17 protein-coding genes and 1 riboswitch are annotated in these 16497 nt (G+C 60.6%); of the genes, 12 read left to right on the top strand and 5 right to left on the bottom strand.

Translation table 11 applies throughout. The features are described 5' to 3' along the window. Window positions 1-76: 76 nt before the first annotated feature. A complete protein-coding gene (locus tag AC6I79_RS13305; protein ID WP_159378357.1) occupies window positions 77-895 on the bottom strand; it encodes a pyridoxal phosphatase in 819 nt (272 codons plus the stop codon). A 148-nt stretch (window positions 896-1043) separates the two neighbouring features. Between AC6I79_RS13305 and pgl the strand changes: the two genes are divergently transcribed. Next, window positions 1044-2039, top strand: a complete 996-nt coding sequence (gene pgl, locus AC6I79_RS13300) for a 6-phosphogluconolactonase (RefSeq protein WP_058781274.1) — start codon at window positions 1044-1046, stop codon at window positions 2037-2039. Between the two features lie 78 nt (window positions 2040-2117). Here pgl and AC6I79_RS13295 read toward each other — a convergent pair whose 3' ends face one another. Both AC6I79_RS13295 and bioA read right to left on the bottom strand, forming a co-directional pair. Next, window positions 2118-2594: a kinase inhibitor gene (locus tag AC6I79_RS13295; RefSeq protein WP_159378356.1), complete on the bottom strand. Its 477-nt coding sequence runs from the start codon at window positions 2592-2594 to the stop codon at window positions 2118-2120. Between the two features lie 67 nt (window positions 2595-2661). Continuing rightward, the gene (gene bioA / locus AC6I79_RS13290) at window positions 2662-3954 is read right to left on the bottom strand and encodes an adenosylmethionine--8-amino-7-oxononanoate transaminase (RefSeq protein ID WP_159378355.1); all 1293 of its coding nucleotides are present in this window, start codon (window positions 3952-3954) and stop codon (window positions 2662-2664) included. A gap of 87 nt (window positions 3955-4041) precedes the next feature. Here bioA and bioB point away from each other — a divergent pair, with 87 nt between their 5' ends. From bioB to bioD, 4 genes are read left to right on the top strand one after another with little or no spacing between them, the layout of a single operon-like run. After that, complete coding sequence (gene bioB / locus AC6I79_RS13285) at window positions 4042-5073, top strand: biotin synthase BioB (RefSeq protein WP_058757850.1); 1032 nt, start codon at window positions 4042-4044, stop codon at window positions 5071-5073. Beyond that, complete coding sequence (bioF, locus tag AC6I79_RS13280; protein WP_141496539.1) at window positions 5074-6225, top strand: 8-amino-7-oxononanoate synthase; 1152 nt, start codon at window positions 5074-5076, stop codon at window positions 6223-6225. Then, entirely contained in the window at window positions 6206-6961 is a 756-nt protein-coding gene (gene bioC, locus AC6I79_RS13275; RefSeq protein WP_159378354.1) for a malonyl-ACP O-methyltransferase BioC, read from the top strand. Before bioF ends, bioC begins: the two co-directional genes overlap by 20 nt. Then, on the top strand, window positions 6958-7629 hold the full coding sequence (bioD, locus tag AC6I79_RS13270) for a dethiobiotin synthase (RefSeq protein ID WP_159378353.1): 672 nt from the start codon (window positions 6958-6960) through the stop codon (window positions 7627-7629). Before bioC ends, bioD begins: the two co-directional genes overlap by 4 nt. 42 nt (window positions 7630-7671) lie before the next feature. On the opposite strand, the gene AC6I79_RS13265 is transcribed toward bioD, so the two are convergent. Further along, window positions 7672-8388 (bottom strand): ABC transporter ATP-binding protein, encoded by a 717-nt coding sequence (locus tag AC6I79_RS13265; RefSeq protein ID WP_021508499.1) that lies wholly within the window; start codon window positions 8386-8388, stop codon window positions 7672-7674. Window positions 8389-9306: 918 nt separating this feature from the next. On the opposite strand from AC6I79_RS13265, the gene uvrB reads away from it, so the two are divergent. Further along, a complete protein-coding gene (gene uvrB / locus AC6I79_RS13260) occupies window positions 9307-11328 on the top strand; it encodes an excinuclease ABC subunit UvrB (RefSeq protein WP_021508497.1) in 2022 nt (673 codons plus the stop codon). A 30-nt stretch (window positions 11329-11358) separates the two neighbouring features. Here uvrB and AC6I79_RS13255 read toward each other — a convergent pair whose 3' ends face one another. Continuing rightward, a complete protein-coding gene (locus AC6I79_RS13255; RefSeq protein WP_021508496.1) occupies window positions 11359-12261 on the bottom strand; it encodes a gluconeogenesis factor YvcK family protein in 903 nt (300 codons plus the stop codon). A gap of 195 nt (window positions 12262-12456) precedes the next feature. Further along, window positions 12457-12593: riboswitch (molybdenum cofactor riboswitch) on the top strand. Here AC6I79_RS13255 and moaA point away from each other — a divergent pair. The 6 genes from moaA to AC6I79_RS13225 all read left to right on the top strand — a co-directional run bounded on the left by moaA (window position 12582) and on the right by AC6I79_RS13225 (window position 16459). Further along, complete coding sequence (gene moaA, locus AC6I79_RS13250; protein ID WP_498027330.1) at window positions 12582-13568, top strand: GTP 3',8-cyclase MoaA; 987 nt, start codon at window positions 12582-12584, stop codon at window positions 13566-13568. Its footprint overlaps the riboswitch before it by 12 nt. A gap of 17 nt (window positions 13569-13585) precedes the next feature. Further along, the gene (moaB, locus tag AC6I79_RS13245) at window positions 13586-14101 is read left to right on the top strand and encodes a molybdenum cofactor biosynthesis protein B (protein WP_159378352.1); all 516 of its coding nucleotides are present in this window, start codon (window positions 13586-13588) and stop codon (window positions 14099-14101) included. Window positions 14102-14103: 2 nt separating this feature from the next. Beyond that, window positions 14104-14589, top strand: a complete 486-nt coding sequence (gene moaC / locus AC6I79_RS13240) for a cyclic pyranopterin monophosphate synthase MoaC (protein WP_058757847.1) — start codon at window positions 14104-14106, stop codon at window positions 14587-14589. Continuing rightward, the gene (moaD, locus tag AC6I79_RS13235) at window positions 14582-14827 is read left to right on the top strand and encodes a molybdopterin synthase sulfur carrier subunit (protein WP_021508492.1); all 246 of its coding nucleotides are present in this window, start codon (window positions 14582-14584) and stop codon (window positions 14825-14827) included. Before moaC ends, moaD begins: the two co-directional genes overlap by 8 nt. A 2-nt stretch (window positions 14828-14829) precedes the next feature. After that, window positions 14830-15282, top strand: coding sequence for a molybdopterin synthase catalytic subunit MoaE (gene moaE / locus AC6I79_RS13230; protein ID WP_010616036.1), 453 nt, complete (start codon window positions 14830-14832; stop codon window positions 15280-15282). An 82-nt stretch (window positions 15283-15364) separates the two neighbouring features. Further along, on the top strand, window positions 15365-16459 hold the full coding sequence (locus AC6I79_RS13225) for a DUF1615 domain-containing protein (protein WP_104187090.1): 1095 nt from the start codon (window positions 15365-15367) through the stop codon (window positions 16457-16459). The last annotated feature ends 38 nt before the right edge of the window (window positions 16460-16497 follow it).

Here is a 16497-nt window from a genome sequence, read left to right as displayed (position 1 = left end):
TCTGCGGATCAGCGCGTTTTTTCGCGCTTTTTTCCGGCCAACCTGACTGATGCCTTATGCCGCGACCAGCCTGGCATTACAGCACTTCCTGGTAGATCACCTGCGCAATGCCCGGCTCAAGGTTGGTGCCGATCACTTTGCGCGCGCGTGCTTTGATGGCGTCATCGGCATTGCCCATCGCCACGCCCAGCCCGGCCTGCTCCAGCATGCTGAGATCGTTGTAATTGTCGCCAAACGCCAGCACGTCCTGCATGCTCAGACCCTGGCTCGCCACCCACTGTGCCAGGCGTTTGCCTTTGCTGTTGCCGACCTGAGCGATGTCGACCTGATCGTGCCACGACCATTCACACGCCAGACCCAGCTCGCGTTCGGTGCGCTCGGCAAACTGCTGCAGCGCGCGGGTATCCGGATGCGACAGGGCAAATTTCCAGATCGACTGCGCGTCGTGCGCCGCCTGCGCCAGGCTCGGCACCTGTACAAACAGCGGGCGCTGCGCTTCCGGCAGCGACTGCGCCCAGTTGAGGGTGCGCGTCACATGGCCGGTCGCTTCCTGGTACAGCATCGCATCATCGACATACAGCAGACCGTGAATATTCTCCTGATCGAGCATCTCAATCACCCGCGCCGCCTGACTTTTCTCCAGCGGATCGGCCGCCAGCACCCGTTGCGCCTGGTAATCGTACAGGTACGTACCGTTACAGCAGATGGCGGGCGTTGTCAGCTGCAGCGCCTGATAAAACGGGTGAATGGCGCAGTGATGGCGACCGGTGACGATCAGCACCTGAACGCCAGCCTGTTGCGCGCGGGCTAAGGCTTCAAGGGATTCTGGCAGGATGGTTTTGTTTGGGGTCAGCAGGGTGCCGTCGAGGTCAAGGGCGATTACGCGGTAGCTCATTACACTTTCCGTCCGGAGTTAGCAAAGCATTAAGTCTACACCCGCCAGCGGCCCTGAGACAAAAAGCAGGGCACAAATCAGCCCAGCGCGCGGCGGTGAAACGCGCTACAGTTACTGTTTTTCATCAGGCAGCGAATAAGGAAAACGCATGAAACAAGTCGTGTATACCGCCAGTCCCGAGAGCCAGCAGATCCACGCCTGGCAAATGCAGGAAGATGGCGCACTGACGTTATTGCAGGTCACGGATGTGGCCGGCCAGGTGCAGCCGATGGTGGTGAGCCCGAAGAAAGATTTTCTCTATGTCGGCGTGCGTCCGAATTTTCGCGTACTGGCGTACCGCATTGCGGCCGACGGTACGTTAAGCCTGGCCGGTGAAGCGCCGCTGCCGGGCAGCCCGACGCACATTTCTACCGACCGCCAGGGCAACTATCTGTTCTGCGGCTCCTATAACGATGCCTGCGTCAGCATCAGCCCGATTGGCAGCGACGGCCTGCCGCAGGCGCCGCTGCAGGTAATTAACGGGCTGGAAGGCTGCCATTCGGCGAATATCGACCTCAGCAACCAGACGCTGTTTGTACCGGCGCTGAAGCAGGATCGCATCTGCCTGTATCAGCTGCAGGCCGACGGCACGCTGGCACCGCGCGCGCAGCCACAGGTGACCACCGTAGAAGGCGCCGGCCCGCGTCATATGGCGTTCCACCCGAACGGTGCCTATGGCTATGTGGTTAACGAACTGGACAGTACCGTCGACGTCTGGGCACTGAACAATGTTAACGGCCAGGTCGAGCGCGTGCAGAGTCTTGATATCATGCCGCCGGGCTTCAGCGATACGCGCTGGGCAGCAGATATCCATATCACCCCGGACGGTCGCTTCCTGTATGCCTGTGACCGCACCAGCAGCACGCTGACCGTGTTCAGTATCAGTGAGGACGGCTCGGTGCTGACGATTGAAGGTTATCAGCCGACCGAAACTCAGCCGCGTGGCTTTAACATTGATGGCAGCGGTCAGTATCTGGTGGCGGCGGGGCAGAAATCGCATCACATTGAAGTCTATCGCATTGGCGATCGTGGCCTGCTGCAACCGCTGGCGCGTTACGCCGTGGGTCAGGGCCCGATGTGGGTAGTGATTCACGCGCTGGACTGAGGAACGCGCTTCGGTCATGCAGGGTCGCCATCTACGGCGACCTCTGTCAGGGTGCGCAGCGATGCGCACCTTATGTAATCAGGCGTATTTCACCGTGATCGACGCGCTGGCCAGCGCATGGAAGTGCACGTTGAAGCCGACCATCGCGCCGCTGGCACCTTCGTCCACCTCAATTTTCTCCACGCCCAGCGCATGCACCGTAAAGATATAGCGATGCGATTCGCCCTGCGGCGGCGCTGCGCCACCGTAACCGCTCTGGCCGAAATCGGTACGCGTCTGAATGGCACCCTCCGGCAGCTCCGCCACGCCGGAACCGGCGCCCTGTGACAGCACGGTCACCTCAGCCGGAATATTGGCGACCACCCAGTGCCACCAGCCAGAGCCGGTCGGGGCATCCGGATCGTAGCAGGTCACCACAAAGCTTTTGGTGCCGGCCGGCACTTCATCCCATGCCAGGTGCGGCGACAGATTATCGCCCTGGTAACCCATGCCGTTAAACACGTGGCGCTCGGGCATTTTATCGCCATCGTTAAAATCCTGGCTCACTACGCGCATGATCTCTCCTTTCCTGTTGTGTACTGCTTTCCATGATGGTGGAAAATGGCGGCGAGTGCCAGCGGTGTCAGGGCTGAAAGTGGCCGTCCACCGCCAGTGCAGCGCTTAACGCCGCCGTCAGCTGCGTCAGCTGTGCGGCAGAAATCAGATAAGGTGGCATCAGGTAAATCAGCTTACCGAACGGGCGAATCCATACGCCGCGTTCCACGAAGAACTGCTGCAGCGCCGCCATGTTCACCGGCTGATGGGTTTCAATCACGCCAATCGCCCCCAGCACGCGCGCATCCGCCACCATCGGATGGTCGCGCAGCGGCAGCAGTTCCGCACGCAGCTGCTGTTCAATCGCCGCTACCTGCGCCGGCCAGTGCCCTTCGTTGATCAGCTTCAGGCTTTCAACCGCCACCGCACAGGCCAGCGGATTGCCCATAAACGTCGGACCATGCATAAAGCAGCCCGCCGCGCTGCGGCTGATGGTATCGGCGACGTCGCGCGTGGTCAGGGTGGCGGAGAGCGTCAGGGTGCCGCCGGTCAGCGCCTTGCCGAGGCACAAAATGTCCGGCGTGATGCCGGCGTGCTCGCAGGCAAACAGCTTGCCGCTGCGGCCGAAGCCGGTGGCGATCTCATCGGCGATCAGCAATAAACCGTAGCGATCGCACAGCGCCCGCACCTGTTGCAGATAGCGTGGATGGTAAAAGCGCATGCCGCCGGCACCCTGTACGATAGGTTCCAGAATTACCGCGGCAATGCTGCGATGGTGCTGTTCGGCCAGCCGGGCGAAATCGGCAATATCGTTGTCATCCCAGTCATCGTCAAAGCCACACTGCGGCGCGCGGGCGAACAGATGCTCGGGCAGGTAGCCGCGCCACAGGCTGTGCATGGAGTTTTCCGGATCGCAGACCGACATGGCGGCAAACGTATCGCCGTGATAACCGCGCTGCAGCGTGAGGAATTTCTGCCGCGTCTCTCCGCGACCCAGCCAGTACTGCAGCGCCATTTTCATCGACACTTCGACGGCGATCGAGCCGGAATCGGCGAGGAACACGCACTCCAGCGCCTCGGGCGTCATGGCGATCAGCTGGCGGCTCAGCTCCACGGCTGGCGGATGGGTGATGCCGCCAAACATCACGTGTGACATCTGCGCCATCTGCTGCTGCAACGCCTGATTGAGGCGCGGATGGTTATAGCCGTGGATCGCTGCCCACCACGACGACATGCCGTCGACCAGCTCACGTCCATCGGCCAGCTGCAGCGTGCAGCCGTGCGCGGCCACCACCGGGTAGCACGGCAGCGGATCGCGCATTGAGGTGTAAGGATGCCAGATATGCTGGCGGTCAAAGCGGAGGTCGTCCTGTGTGAACATCTGTCTTGTAAACCATTTTGAAAAGATTTAGTTTACAAGTATAACCACGTTAATCGTCAGGATGAACCCCCTTTTTTGGAGTAAGCAATGGCTAATCGCTGGACACTGGCTCAGGCTCAGGCGCTATTTGATAAACCTTTTCTCGAGCTGATGTTTGAAGCACAGCAGGTGCACCGCCAGCACTTCGACCCGCGTCAGGTGCAGGTCAGCACGCTGCTGTCGATCAAAACCGGCGCCTGTCCGGAAGACTGTAAATACTGTCCGCAGAGCGCGCGTTACAAAACCGGGCTGGAAACCGAGCGCCTGATGGAGGTGGAAGCGGTGCTGGAATCGGCGCGCAAGGCCAAAGCAGCCGGCTCCAGCCGCTTCTGCATGGGCGCGGCGTGGAAAAACCCGCACGAGCGCGACATGCCGTACCTTGAGCAGATGGTGCAGGGCGTGAAAGCTATGGGCATGGAAACCTGCATGACGCTGGGAACGCTTGACCACGATCAGGCGCAGCGGCTGGCCAGCGCCGGGCTCGATTTTTACAACCATAACCTCGACACCTCGCCGGAGTTTTACGGCAGCATCATCACCACCCGTACCTATCAGGAGCGTCTTGATACGCTGGATAAAGTGCGCAACGCCGGCATCAAAGTGTGTTCAGGCGGCATTGTCGGGCTGGGCGAAACGGTCAACGACCGCGCCGGTTTGCTGGTGCAACTGGCCAACCTGCCCACGCCGCCGGAGAGCGTGCCGATTAACATGCTGGTGAAAGTCAAAGGCACGCCGCTGGCGGATAACGATGACGTCGAGCCGTTCGACTTTATCCGCACCATTGCCGTGGCGCGCATCATGATGCCAACCTCGCACGTGCGCCTGTCGGCCGGTCGCGAGCAGATGAGCGAACAGACCCAGGCGATGTGCTTCATGGCGGGTGCCAACTCGATTTTCTACGGCTGCAAGCTGCTGACTACGCCGAACCCGGAAGAAGACAAAGATCTGATCCTGTTCCGCAAGCTGGGCCTGAATCCGGAGCACACCGCCACGACTGCGGGCGATAACGAACAGCAGCATCAGCTCAGCGAGCAGTTGCTGCACGCCGACAGCGCGCAGTTCTATAACGCGGCCGTGTAAATGTGGTCTGAACGTATTGCGCAGGCGCTGACGGCGCAGCGTGCCGCCGACGGCTGGCGGCAGCGGCGGCGCATTGAGCACAACAGCGTGCGTGAAATTACCCTCGACGGGCAGCGCTATCGCCACTTCTCCAGCAATGATTACCTCGGCCTGAGCCAGCATCCGGCGGTGATGGCTGCCTGGCAGCAGGGCGTGCGCGAGGCGGGCGTCGGTGCTGGGGCTTCCGGCCACGTCACTGGCTACAGCCGTCATCATGCGCAGCTGGAACAGCAGCTGGCATCCTGGCTCGGCTACCCGCGCGCGCTGCTGTTTATCTCCGGCTTTGCCGCCAACCAGGCAGTAATCCATCTGCTGGCGCAAAAGTCGGATCGCATTATCGCTGACAAACTGGCGCACGCCTCGCTGCTGGATGCCGCCAGCCACAGTCCGGCAACGCTGCGCCGTTTTGCCCACAACCAGCCGGCCAGCCTGGCGAAGCTGCTGGCGACGCGCGCGGAAGGCGGCACGCTGGTGGTGACCGAGGGCGTATTCAGCATGGATGGCGACAGTGCGCCGCTGGCTGAACTTGCCGCCGAAACCCGGCGCGCGGGCGGCTGGCTGCTGGTGGACGATGCGCACGGCATTGGCGTCACCGGTGAGCAGGGGCGCGGCAGCTGCTGGCAGCAGCAGGTGAAACCGGAATTGCTGGTGGTGACTTTTGGTAAAGGCTTTGGCGTCAGCGGTGCCGCGCTGCTGTGTGATGACGCTACCGCAGATTACGTCGAGCAGTTCTCGCGCCATTTAATCTATTCCACCGCCATGCCGCCGGCGCAGTGTTGTGCGCTGCTGGCGGCGCTGGCGCAGATCCAGCAGGGCGACGCGCTGCGCGCGCGGTTGCAGCAAAATATTGCCCGCTTTCGCGCGGGCGCGGCGCAGTTGCCGTGGCAGCTGATGGCCTCTGACAGCGCCATTCAGCCGCTGATCGTCGGCGAAAACCGCGCCGCGCTGGCGCTGTCACAGCGGCTGGCACAGGCCGGTTGCTGGGTGAGCGCGATCCGGCCACCAACGGTGCCGCCGGGTACCGCGCGGCTGCGCATTACGCTCACCGCGGCGCATCATCCCGAAGATATCGACGCGTTGCTGGAGGCACTGTATGACGCTGCAGGTGAATAAACAGGCGGTGGCGCAGGCATTTGGCCGGGCGGCCGCGCATTACGAACAGCATGCTCAGCTGCAGCGCCAGAGCGGCGAGGCGCTGCTGGCGCTGGCGCCGGCCGGATTTGGCCCACAGCTGCTGGACGCCGGCTGCGGCACCGGCTGGTTCAGCCGCTACTGGCGCGATCGCGGTCGCCAGGTCTGCGCGCTGGATCTGTCACCGGCGATGCTGCAGGCGGCACGCGAACAGCACTCGGCGCACGACTATTTACAGGGCGATATCGACCAGTTACCGCTGGCGGATAACAGCGTCGACGGCGTCTGGAGCAACCTGGCGGTGCAGTGGAGCAGCGATCTGCGCACCGCGCTGCAGCAGTTTCTGCGCGTGACGCGCCCGGGCGGCAGCGTGCTGTTCTCGACGCTGCTCGACGGCTCGCTGCAGGAGGTGCATCAGGCGTGGGCGCAGATCGATGGTCGGCGTCACGCCAATCGCTTCCTCAGCGGCGATGCCTTTGCCCAGGCTGCCGCGGGCCTGCCGCTGCGCAGCCAGACGCAGATCGTCACGCTGCACTTCCCCAGTGCGCTGAGCGCCATGCGCTCGCTGAAAGGCATCGGCGCAACGCACCTGCACGATGGGCGACACGCGGCCCTGCTGACGCGCCCGCAGCTGGCGCAGCTGGAGCAGCACTGGCCGCAGGATGCGCACGGCTATCGTCTCAGTTATCACCTGATGTATGGAGTTTTACAAAAATGACACGCTGGTTTATTACCGGAACTGACACCGAAGTGGGCAAAACAGTCGCCAGCGGCGCTCTGTTGCAGGCGGCCAGCGCTGCGGGATTACGCACTGCTGGCTACAAACCGGTGGCCTCCGGCTGCGAGATCACGCCCGACGGCGTGCGCAACAGCGACGCGCTGGCGCTGCAGCGCTACAGCAGCCTGGCGCTGAGCTATGAGCAGGTAAACCCGCTGGCGTTCATCGAACCGACGTCGCCGCATATCGTCAGCGCGGAAGAGGGCAGACCGATTGAATTTGCGCAGCTCTCCGCTGGCTTACGCGCGCTGGAACAGCAGGCTGAATGGGTGCTGGTGGAAGGTGCGGGCGGCTGGTTCACGCCGCTGTCCGCGACGCAAACTTACGCCGACTGGGTCGCCGCCGAGCAGCTGCCGGTGATTCTGGTGGTCGGCGTGAAGCTCGGCTGCATCAACCACGCCATGCTGACGGCGGAAGCGGTGAAAGCGCGCGGGTTGCGCCTCGCCGGCTGGATTGCCAATGACATCCAGCCGCCGGGTAAGCGACATGCGGAATATCTGGCAACGCTGCAACAGCGCATTGCGGCCCCGTTCCTCGGTGAGATTCCGTGGCTGAGCAGCGCGGCACAGCAGGCCGACTGTGGCCGTTACCTTACCCTGCCAGAGTAAATGGCGCGGCGGCGCAGCACCCTGCGCCGCACGCTACCGACGCTAGGTGGCCGTTAGCCACTTACTCACCGTTACATCATCCAGCTGCGCCACGCTGCCCTGCGCCACGTTGCGGCCGCGATGCAGCAGCAGAAAATAGTCCGCCACGCGGCGAATGAACGACACATGCTGTTCCAGCAGCAGAATCGTCAGGCCATAGTCGCGGTTCAGGCGGCGAATCAGATTCCCCATCTCCTCCTCCAGCCACGGCGACATACCTTCGGTGGGTTCATCGAGGATCAATAGTTTCGGCTGCAGCACCAGCGCGCGCGCCAGGGCCAGCTGCTGCTGCTGATCCATCGGCAGTTCGCCGCTGCGCTGATGACGCAGCGAGTAGAGCGCCGGAAACAGATCGAACACCATCTCGGGAATAGCGCGGCTGCGATCGTCCTGTGCCGCCATCAACGCAATCAGCAGGTTATCTTCCACGCTCATCTGGGAAAAGATGTGGCGTCCCTGTGGCACGTAGCCGATGCCCATGCGCGCGCGTTGCTCAGCAGGCTGCAGCAGCAGGTTTTCCGGCGGCGCGCCGTCTTCCTGCCAGGTCATCGATCCACTATTAATGGGCAGGCGACCCATAATACAGTTCACCAGCGTGGTTTTGCCCATCCCCGGGCTGCCCAGCACGCCGGTGCAGGTGCCTGGCGGCAGATCGAGATCCACATCCCATAAAATATGGTTCTGACCGTAAAATTGATTCACCGAACGTAAACTCAGCATCTGACATTCTCCTTCCAGATTATTCGCCTGAATGCTCCCGCTCTGTGTCGTCTGGCATACAGTCATGCACAATGGCTATTGGGACACTGCTGTCGCCGGCGGCGCTTGTTCATCCTGCCGGCATGGACTCGTCACTCCACCGTTAATTCACTGCAATTCCCAGGCCAGATCCGCCAAAGCAGCCTCAACCGGGGTAAAAGGCAGTGAAACTCGCCATAATTGATGAGGAAAGCTTAACAATTGCCCGCAGTAATAACTCGCCTGCACTTTGACGGTGCTGACTGCTTAACGTTTCTGGTGCATCTGTGCTGTCATAAGGCAGGGACTGAAGAAATAAGTGGCCTTAACGCTGGGCTTTTTCCCGTTACGGCACGATGGGGTACGCCAAAAGAATAGTTAAAGCCGCACGGGATGATGGAAAAATAATCGCAAAAAAAATTTTTTCGCACGGCAGGATAAGCGAGGGGAAAATTATACACAGCCGATGGACGTGGGGCTGGATTCAGTTATCCACTATTCCTGTGGATAACCTTGTGCATTAGCGACTGAAAACCGGGCGCAAGCGAGGAAATACGCGGGTTGCATACATAATGCTGCGAAACTGGGCTTTTGAGTCAAAGTCTTTTAAATCAGCAGGTTATTTAAAAGCAAGCCTGAGAATTGTCTGGCTTGTCATCAGACTGCAATTTAATGACGCTCTATTGACAATTGTTAAAAGCGTTGCTCGTCTGGGGATAACCTTGCGCAACAAACGCTTCCGGATTACCGCATAAATTACGCTGAAGCGAATCGCGACATCTCCCCATCATCGTGCAGCATATCTGTAATTATATCCAGTATTTTTTTCTGGCAAAATCGCCATAGCAGAGTAGAATTACCAGCCTGCCCGCCGACTTCTTCAGCAGGAACCGTAATACCATGAGTAAAGCCTTTAAACTCAACTCCGCTTTCAAACCTTCAGGCGATCAGCCTGAGGCGATTCGTCGCCTTGAAGAAGGGCTGGAGGATGGACTGGCGCACCAGACGCTGCTGGGGGTTACCGGTTCAGGAAAAACTTTTACCATCGCCAACGTCATTGCCGATCTCAACCGGCCGACCATGGTAATGGCACCGAATAAAACGCTGGCGGCACAGCTGTATGGCGAGATGAAAGAGTTCTTTCCGGATAATGCCGTCGAGTTCTTCGTCTCCTACTACGACTACTATCAGCCGGAAGCCTACGTGCCCAGTTCGGATACCTTCATCGAGAAAGATGCAGCGGTAAACGAGCATATCGAGCAGATGCGTCTCTCTGCCACCAAAGCGATGCTGGAGCGCCGCGACGTGATTGTGGTGGCGTCGGTTTCTGCTATCTACGGCCTGGGCGATCCCGATCTCTACCTGAAAATGATGCTGCATCTGACGCGCGGCATGATCATCGACCAGCGCAGCATCCTGCGCCGCCTCGCCGAACTGCAGTACACCCGCAACGATCAGGTTTTCCAGCGCGGCACCTTCCGCGTGCGCGGCGAAGTGATCGATATCTTCCCGGCGGAATCCGATGACATTGGTCTGCGTGTAGAGCTGTTTGATGAAGAGGTTGAGCGCCTGTCGCTGTTCGACCCGCTGACCGGCCAGGTGATCTCGGTGATTCCGCGTTTCACCATCTACCCGAAGACGCACTACGTGACGCCGCGCGAGCGTATTCTGCAGGCGATGGAAGAGATTAAGGATGAGCTGGCGGTGCGGCGCAAAGTGCTGCTGGAGAACAACAAACTGCTGGAAGAGCAGCGCATCACCCAGCGTACCCAGTTCGACCTCGAAATGATGAACGAACTCGGCTACTGCTCGGGCATTGAAAACTATTCGCGCTATCTCTCCGGACGCGGACCGGGTGAGCCGCCGCCGACGCTGTTTGATTACCTGCCGGCGGATGGCCTGCTGGTGGTCGATGAATCCCACGTGACTATTCCGCAGATTGGCGGCATGTATCGCGGTGACCGCGCGCGTAAAGAGACGCTGGTGGAGTACGGTTTCCGCCTGCCGTCGGCGCTGGATAACCGTCCGCTGCGCTTTGAAGAGTTTGAAGCGCTGGCACCGCAGACCATTTACGTCTCGGCCACGCCTGGTAACTACGAGCTGGAGAAATCGGGCGGCGACGTTATCGATCAGGTGGTGCGGCCTACCGGTCTGCTCGATCCGATTCTTGAGGTGCGACCGGTGGCGACCCAGGTCGACGATCTGCTGTCGGAGATCCGCAAGCGCGTCGAAATCAACGAGCGCGTGCTGGTCACTACGCTGACCAAGCGCATGGCCGAAGACCTCACCGAGTATCTTGAAGAGCACGGCGAGAAGGTGCGCTATCTGCACTCCGACATTGATACCGTTGAGCGTATGGAGATCATTCGTGATCTGCGTCTCGGGGAGTTTGACGTGCTGGTGGGGATCAACCTGCTGCGCGAAGGGCTGGATATGCCGGAAGTGTCACTGGTGGCGATTCTGGACGCCGATAAAGAGGGCTTCCTGCGCTCCGAGCGCTCACTGATTCAGACCATCGGACGCGCGGCGCGTAACGTCAACGGCAGAGCGATTCTCTACGCAGATAAGATCACGCCGTCGATGGCGCGGGCGATGGAAGAGACCGAGCGCCGCCGCGAGAAGCAGCAGCGTTATAACGAAGAGCGGGGCATTGTGCCGCAGGGCCTGAACAAGAAAATCACCGATATTCTTGAGCTGGGCAAAAACGTGGTGAAAACGCGCGGCAAAGGTAAAACGGCTTCACGCACTGCCGCCGAGGCTGAGGCCAGCTATCTGGCGCTCACGCCACAAGCCATGCAGAAGAAGATCCACGAGCTGGAAGGGCAGATGCAGCAGCACGCGCAGAACCTGGAGTTCGAAGAGGCCGCGCGGGTGCGCGACCAGCTGCACGAGCTGCGTGAACTGTTTATCGCCGCCTCTTAATGTGAAACCGGCGGTCGCGTTGCGCGCCGGCTAAACCGCCTGAATGGCATGTTCCAGCGCGCGGCGCAGCAGCTGGCGGTCGTGACGATAGCGGATATCGGCGGCTTCCAGCGGTTCGCGCACGATCAACCGCTCAGTGACGCCGCGCGTGTCTGCTGACGGGCCGACCACTACAGCGTCAATCACCCGTTTGCCAATAGCTTTTTCCATCATCGCCAGCTTGTCGGCGACCGTCAGGCTGGCCGCCGCTGGACTCAGTTCACGCCCGAGATTTCCGATGAACACCATGGTGGCAGGCGTCCGGCGCAGCGCGCGTGCCATCTCCTCCATCAGCAGAATCGGCATCAGGCTTGTGTAAAAGCTGCCAGGACCAATCAGGATCAAATCGGCCTCGGCGACGGCGTCCAGCGCTTCACGCGTCGGCACCACATTAGGGTGCAGCATCAGCTCTTCCGGCGCCTGCTTCATTTCGTCAATCGCCGTTTCACCGTACACCATATTGCCTTCGCTATCCTGCGCGACCAGGTCCACCGGCTGTTCCGACATCGGAATCAGAAACGCATCCACCTTCAGCAGGTTGCGGATAATGTTGATGGCTTCCAGCGGACGCACGCTGAGGTGATCGAGCGCTTTCAGGATCAGATTGCCCAGATTATGCCCGGCCAGTTCGCCGTTGCCGGTAAAGCGATACTCGAACATGGCAGAGGCCACGCTGGGTTCGGTGATCAGCTGATTAATGCAGTTGCGCATGTCGCCCCAGGCAATGCCGCCTTCTGAACGGCGTATGCGGCCGGTGGATCCGCCGTTGTCGGTGGTGGTGACGATGCCGGTCAGGCGTGAGCCCAGCGGCGCCAGCGCCGACATCACGCGGCCAAGGCCGTGGCCGCCGCCGAGTGCCACCACGCGATCCAAATCTGCCAGGGTACGATTCATGATGCTCCTTAAAAACGCCGCACGTGAGGTGCAGACGGCGTTCGTCTGATGTGTATCAATATCTGTCGCGCATTTTACCGTATCCTGTCGCGAAAATGCGGTGAAATAACGTTATGTATCAATATATATAGCGATAAATGCCGATGGATGCGAGCGTCAAATCGCGCTACCATTTGCTTTAACCGTGTTGTCCACAATGACAACAGACTCCCAAGCCTTGCGTTCCTAAGTCGTGTGATATGGATGCCTGGCCGCAGCCGCGAGCTGCCAGGGTGCAGAAAGAAATGACTGCATCTCCCGTACTTTGGAAAGGTGTTCAGGTGCCACAATTTACAGATGCCTATGCGCGCAGCTTTTATTATCTGCGCCTGTCGGTCACGGATGTGTGTAACTTCCGTTGTACCTACTGCCTGCCCGACGGCTACCGGCCGAACGGCGTGCACAACAAAAGTTTTCTCTCGCTGGATGAGATTCGTCGCGTGACGCGTGCCTTTGCGGCGGCGGGCACCGAAAAAGTGCGCCTGACCGGCGGCGAACCCTCGATGCGGCGCGACTTCACCGATATCATTGCCGCCGTGCGCGACAACGCGGCGATCCGCCAGATCGCCATGACCACCAATGGCTACCGCATGGCGCGCGACGTCGGCGCCTGGCGTGCGGCAGGCCTCACCCATATCAATGTCAGCGTCGACAGCCTCGACGCACGGCAGTTTCACGCCATTACCGGGCAGAACAAGTTTCATGAAGTCATGGCGGGGATTGATGCGGCCTTTGATGCCGGTTTCAGCACCGTCAAAGTCAACAGCGTGCTGATGCGCGACTTCAACAGCCACAGTCTGGAGACCTTTCTGGCGTGGATCCGCACCCGGCCGATTCAGCTGCGCTTTATCGAGCTGATGGAAACCGGCGAGGGCGGCGATCTGTTCCGCCGTCATCATGTGTCCGGCGAGGTGATCCGCGATCAGCTGATCATGCAGGGCTGGCAGCGCCAGCCGCGCGGCCGCAGCGATGGTCCGGCCCAGGTGTTCCGCCATCCGGATTATCAGGGTGAAGTCGGCCTGATCATGCCGTATGAAAAAGATTTCTGCGCCAGCTGTAATCGCCTGCGCGTATCGGCGATCGGTAACCTGCATCTGTGCCTGTTTGGCGACGGCGGCGTGCCGCTGCGCGACCTGCTGGCTTCAGACGATCAGCAGGCCGAGCTGCAGGCGCGCATCGCCCACAGCCTCGGGCAGAAGAAGCAGACGCATTTCCTGCATCAGGGCCATACCGGCATCACGCAGAACCTCTCCTTCATTGGTGGCTAAACACAGGAGTTACGGCCATGGGTAAACCTTCCGGCGATTTTGTCGCCTTAAATGCGGCGGTGATGACCGTCTCTGACAGCCGCGACGCCAGCAGTGACAGCTCCGGCGACTATCTGCGTGAGGCGCTGACCGAAGCCGGGCATCAGGTGGTCGATCACGCCATTGTTCCGGACAACCGTTATCGCATCCGCGCCACGCTGTCGCGCTGGATCGCCAGTGAAGATGTGCAGGTGGTGCTGATTAACGGCGGTACCGGCTTTAGCAGTAAAAACAGTACGCCGGAAGCGCTGCTGCCGCTGCTGGATCGCGAAATTGACGGCTTTGGCGAACTGTTTCGCATGATCTCCTACGAGGAGATCGGTAGCGCGACGCTGCAATCACGCGCGGTGGCCGGTCTGGCCAACCAGACGCTGCTGTTCGCCGTGCCGGGCTCAACCGGTGCCTGCCGCAGTGCATGGGAGCGTATCATTGAAGCCCAGCTGGATGCGCGTACGCGTCCGTGTAATTTTGTCTCACATTTGAAGAAGTTATAAGCATGTCCTCGTTAACCCATATCAACGCGGCCGGCGAAGCCCACATGGTGGACGTCTCCGGCAAAACTGACACCGTGCGAGAAGCGCAGGCGGAAGCGCTGGTGCTGATGCAGCCAGCCACGCTGCAGATGATCCTCGACGGCAGTCACGACAAAGGCGATGTGTTCGCCACCGCACGCATTGCTGGCATCCAGGCGGCGAAGCGCACCTGGGAACTGATTCCGCTGTGCCATCCGCTGATGCTGAGCAAAGTCGAGGTGACGCTGGTGGCTGAGCCGGAGCACAGCCGCGTACGCATTACCTCGCGCTGTCGCCTGAGCGGCAAAACCGGCGTGGAAATGGAAGCGCTGACCGCCGCCTCGGTCGCGGCGCTGACCATCTACGACATGTGTAAAGCGGTGCAGAAAGATATCGTTATCGACCAGCTGCGGCTGCTGAGCAAAAGCGGCGGTAAATCCGGTGATTTCCAGGCGGTGCGCCATGATTAAGGTGCTGTTTTTTGCCCAGGTGCGCGAACTGACCGGCACCGCCGCGCTGGATCTGGCGGCAGAGTATGCTGACGTCGCCACGCTGCGCGCTGCGCTGGCGCAGAAAAGCGATCGCTGGGCGCTGGCGCTGGAGTCCGGCAAGCTGCTGGCGGCGGTGAATCAGACGCTGGTGCCGATGAACCATCCGCTGCGCGCCGGCGATGAAGTGGCGTTCTTCCCGCCGGTTACCGGAGGCTGAGCATGACAACCCGAATTCGCGTCGGCAGTGCGCCGTTTAACGTTGGCGAAGAGTATGCGCTGCTGGCGGCGCATGACAGCGACGGCGCGGTCGTCACCTTCACCGGCAAAGTCCGCAACCATAATCTCGGCGACAGCGTGGCTGCGCTAACGCTGGAGCACTATCCGGGTATGACGGAAAAAGCGCTGGCAGAGATTGTGGCAGATGCGCGTCAGCGCTGGGCGCTGCAGCAGGTAACGGTGATTCATCGCGTAGGCGAACTGTTCCCTGGTGATGAGATCGTGTTTGTTGGCGTCAGCAGCGCCCATCGCGGCAGCGCCTTTGCCGCCAGTGAATTCATTATGGATTACCTGAAAACCCGCGCGCCGTTCTGGAAGCGCGAAGCCACCGCGCAGGGCGATCGCTGGGTCGATGCCCGCGACAGCGACCATCAGGCCGCTGAACGCTGGAACTAGCGCGCAAAATCCGCCCGCGCCGATAGCCGACAGACTACGAAAACGGTAAGGTACGGTTTTTGCTGGCTTATCAGGGAGCAGGATGAACACCACCACGATATTACGAGGCGCAGCGCTGCTGGCTGCGCTGGTGCTGGCCGGATGCAGCACCAAAAAGGAGCCGCAGCTGCCGGCCCGCCAGCCCGCTGACGTGAAAGCGCAAATTCAGCAATTGCTGCCCGCCCATGTGACGCAAAAATCGGCCTGGGCCGACGACATCTATACCGCGCTGCGCGTGCAGCACATCGACGCCAGCGCCAGCAACATTTGCGCGGTGATCGCCGTGACCGATCAGGAATCTAACTTCAGCGCCGATGCCACCGTGCCGGGTCTGCCAAAAATCGCCTGGGCTGAAATTGACCGCCGCGCCGCCAGCGTGCACGTGCCGGCGTTTCTGGTGCGCACCGCGTTACTGATCAAATCCTCCAACGGCGAGAGCTACGCGGCACGTCTCGATAAGGTGCACAGCGAGAAAGAGCTGAGCGCCATTTTCGATGACTTTATTGATATGGTGCCGATGGGGCAGAAGCTGTTCGGTAATCTCAACCCAATCCACACCGGCGGGCCGATGCAGGTCAGCATTGCCTTTGCCGAAGCGCATGCGCAGGGCTATCCGTACCCGATTGACGGTTCGATCCGGCGCGAAGTGTTTAGCCGGCGCGGCGGTATCTACTTCGGCACCCTGCACCTGCTGGGCTATCCGGTGGACTACAGCCAGCCGCTGTATCGCTTCGCTGACTTCAACGCCGGCTGGTACGCCAGCCGCAACGCCGCGTTCCAGGCTGCGGTGGCGCGTGCCAGCGGCATCAAACTGGCGCTGGACGGCGACCTGATCCGCTACGGCAGCGAACAGGCGAGCGCCACCGAACTGGCGGTGCGCACGCTGGCGAAGCAGCTGGACATGAGCCCGCGGGAAATTCGCCGCGATCTGGAGAAGGGCGATAGCGAAAGCTTCAGCGACAGCACGCTGTGGAAACAGACCTTTATCCTCGCCGATAAGATGGCGGGAAAACGTCTGCCGCGCGAAGTGCTGCCGGGCATTAAGCTGGAGAGCCCGAAAATTACCCGTAATCTCACCACCGCGTGGTTTGCCCAGCGGGTTGACGGGCGATATCAGCAGTGTATGACGCGCCGTTGACGATCGGTGGTGTACACTTCACACTGACGTTATCAGTA

Source organism: gamma proteobacterium symbiont of Scutellera amethystina (genome assembly GCF_059730845.1).
This window is presented reverse-complemented; position numbering and strand designations above follow the sequence as displayed.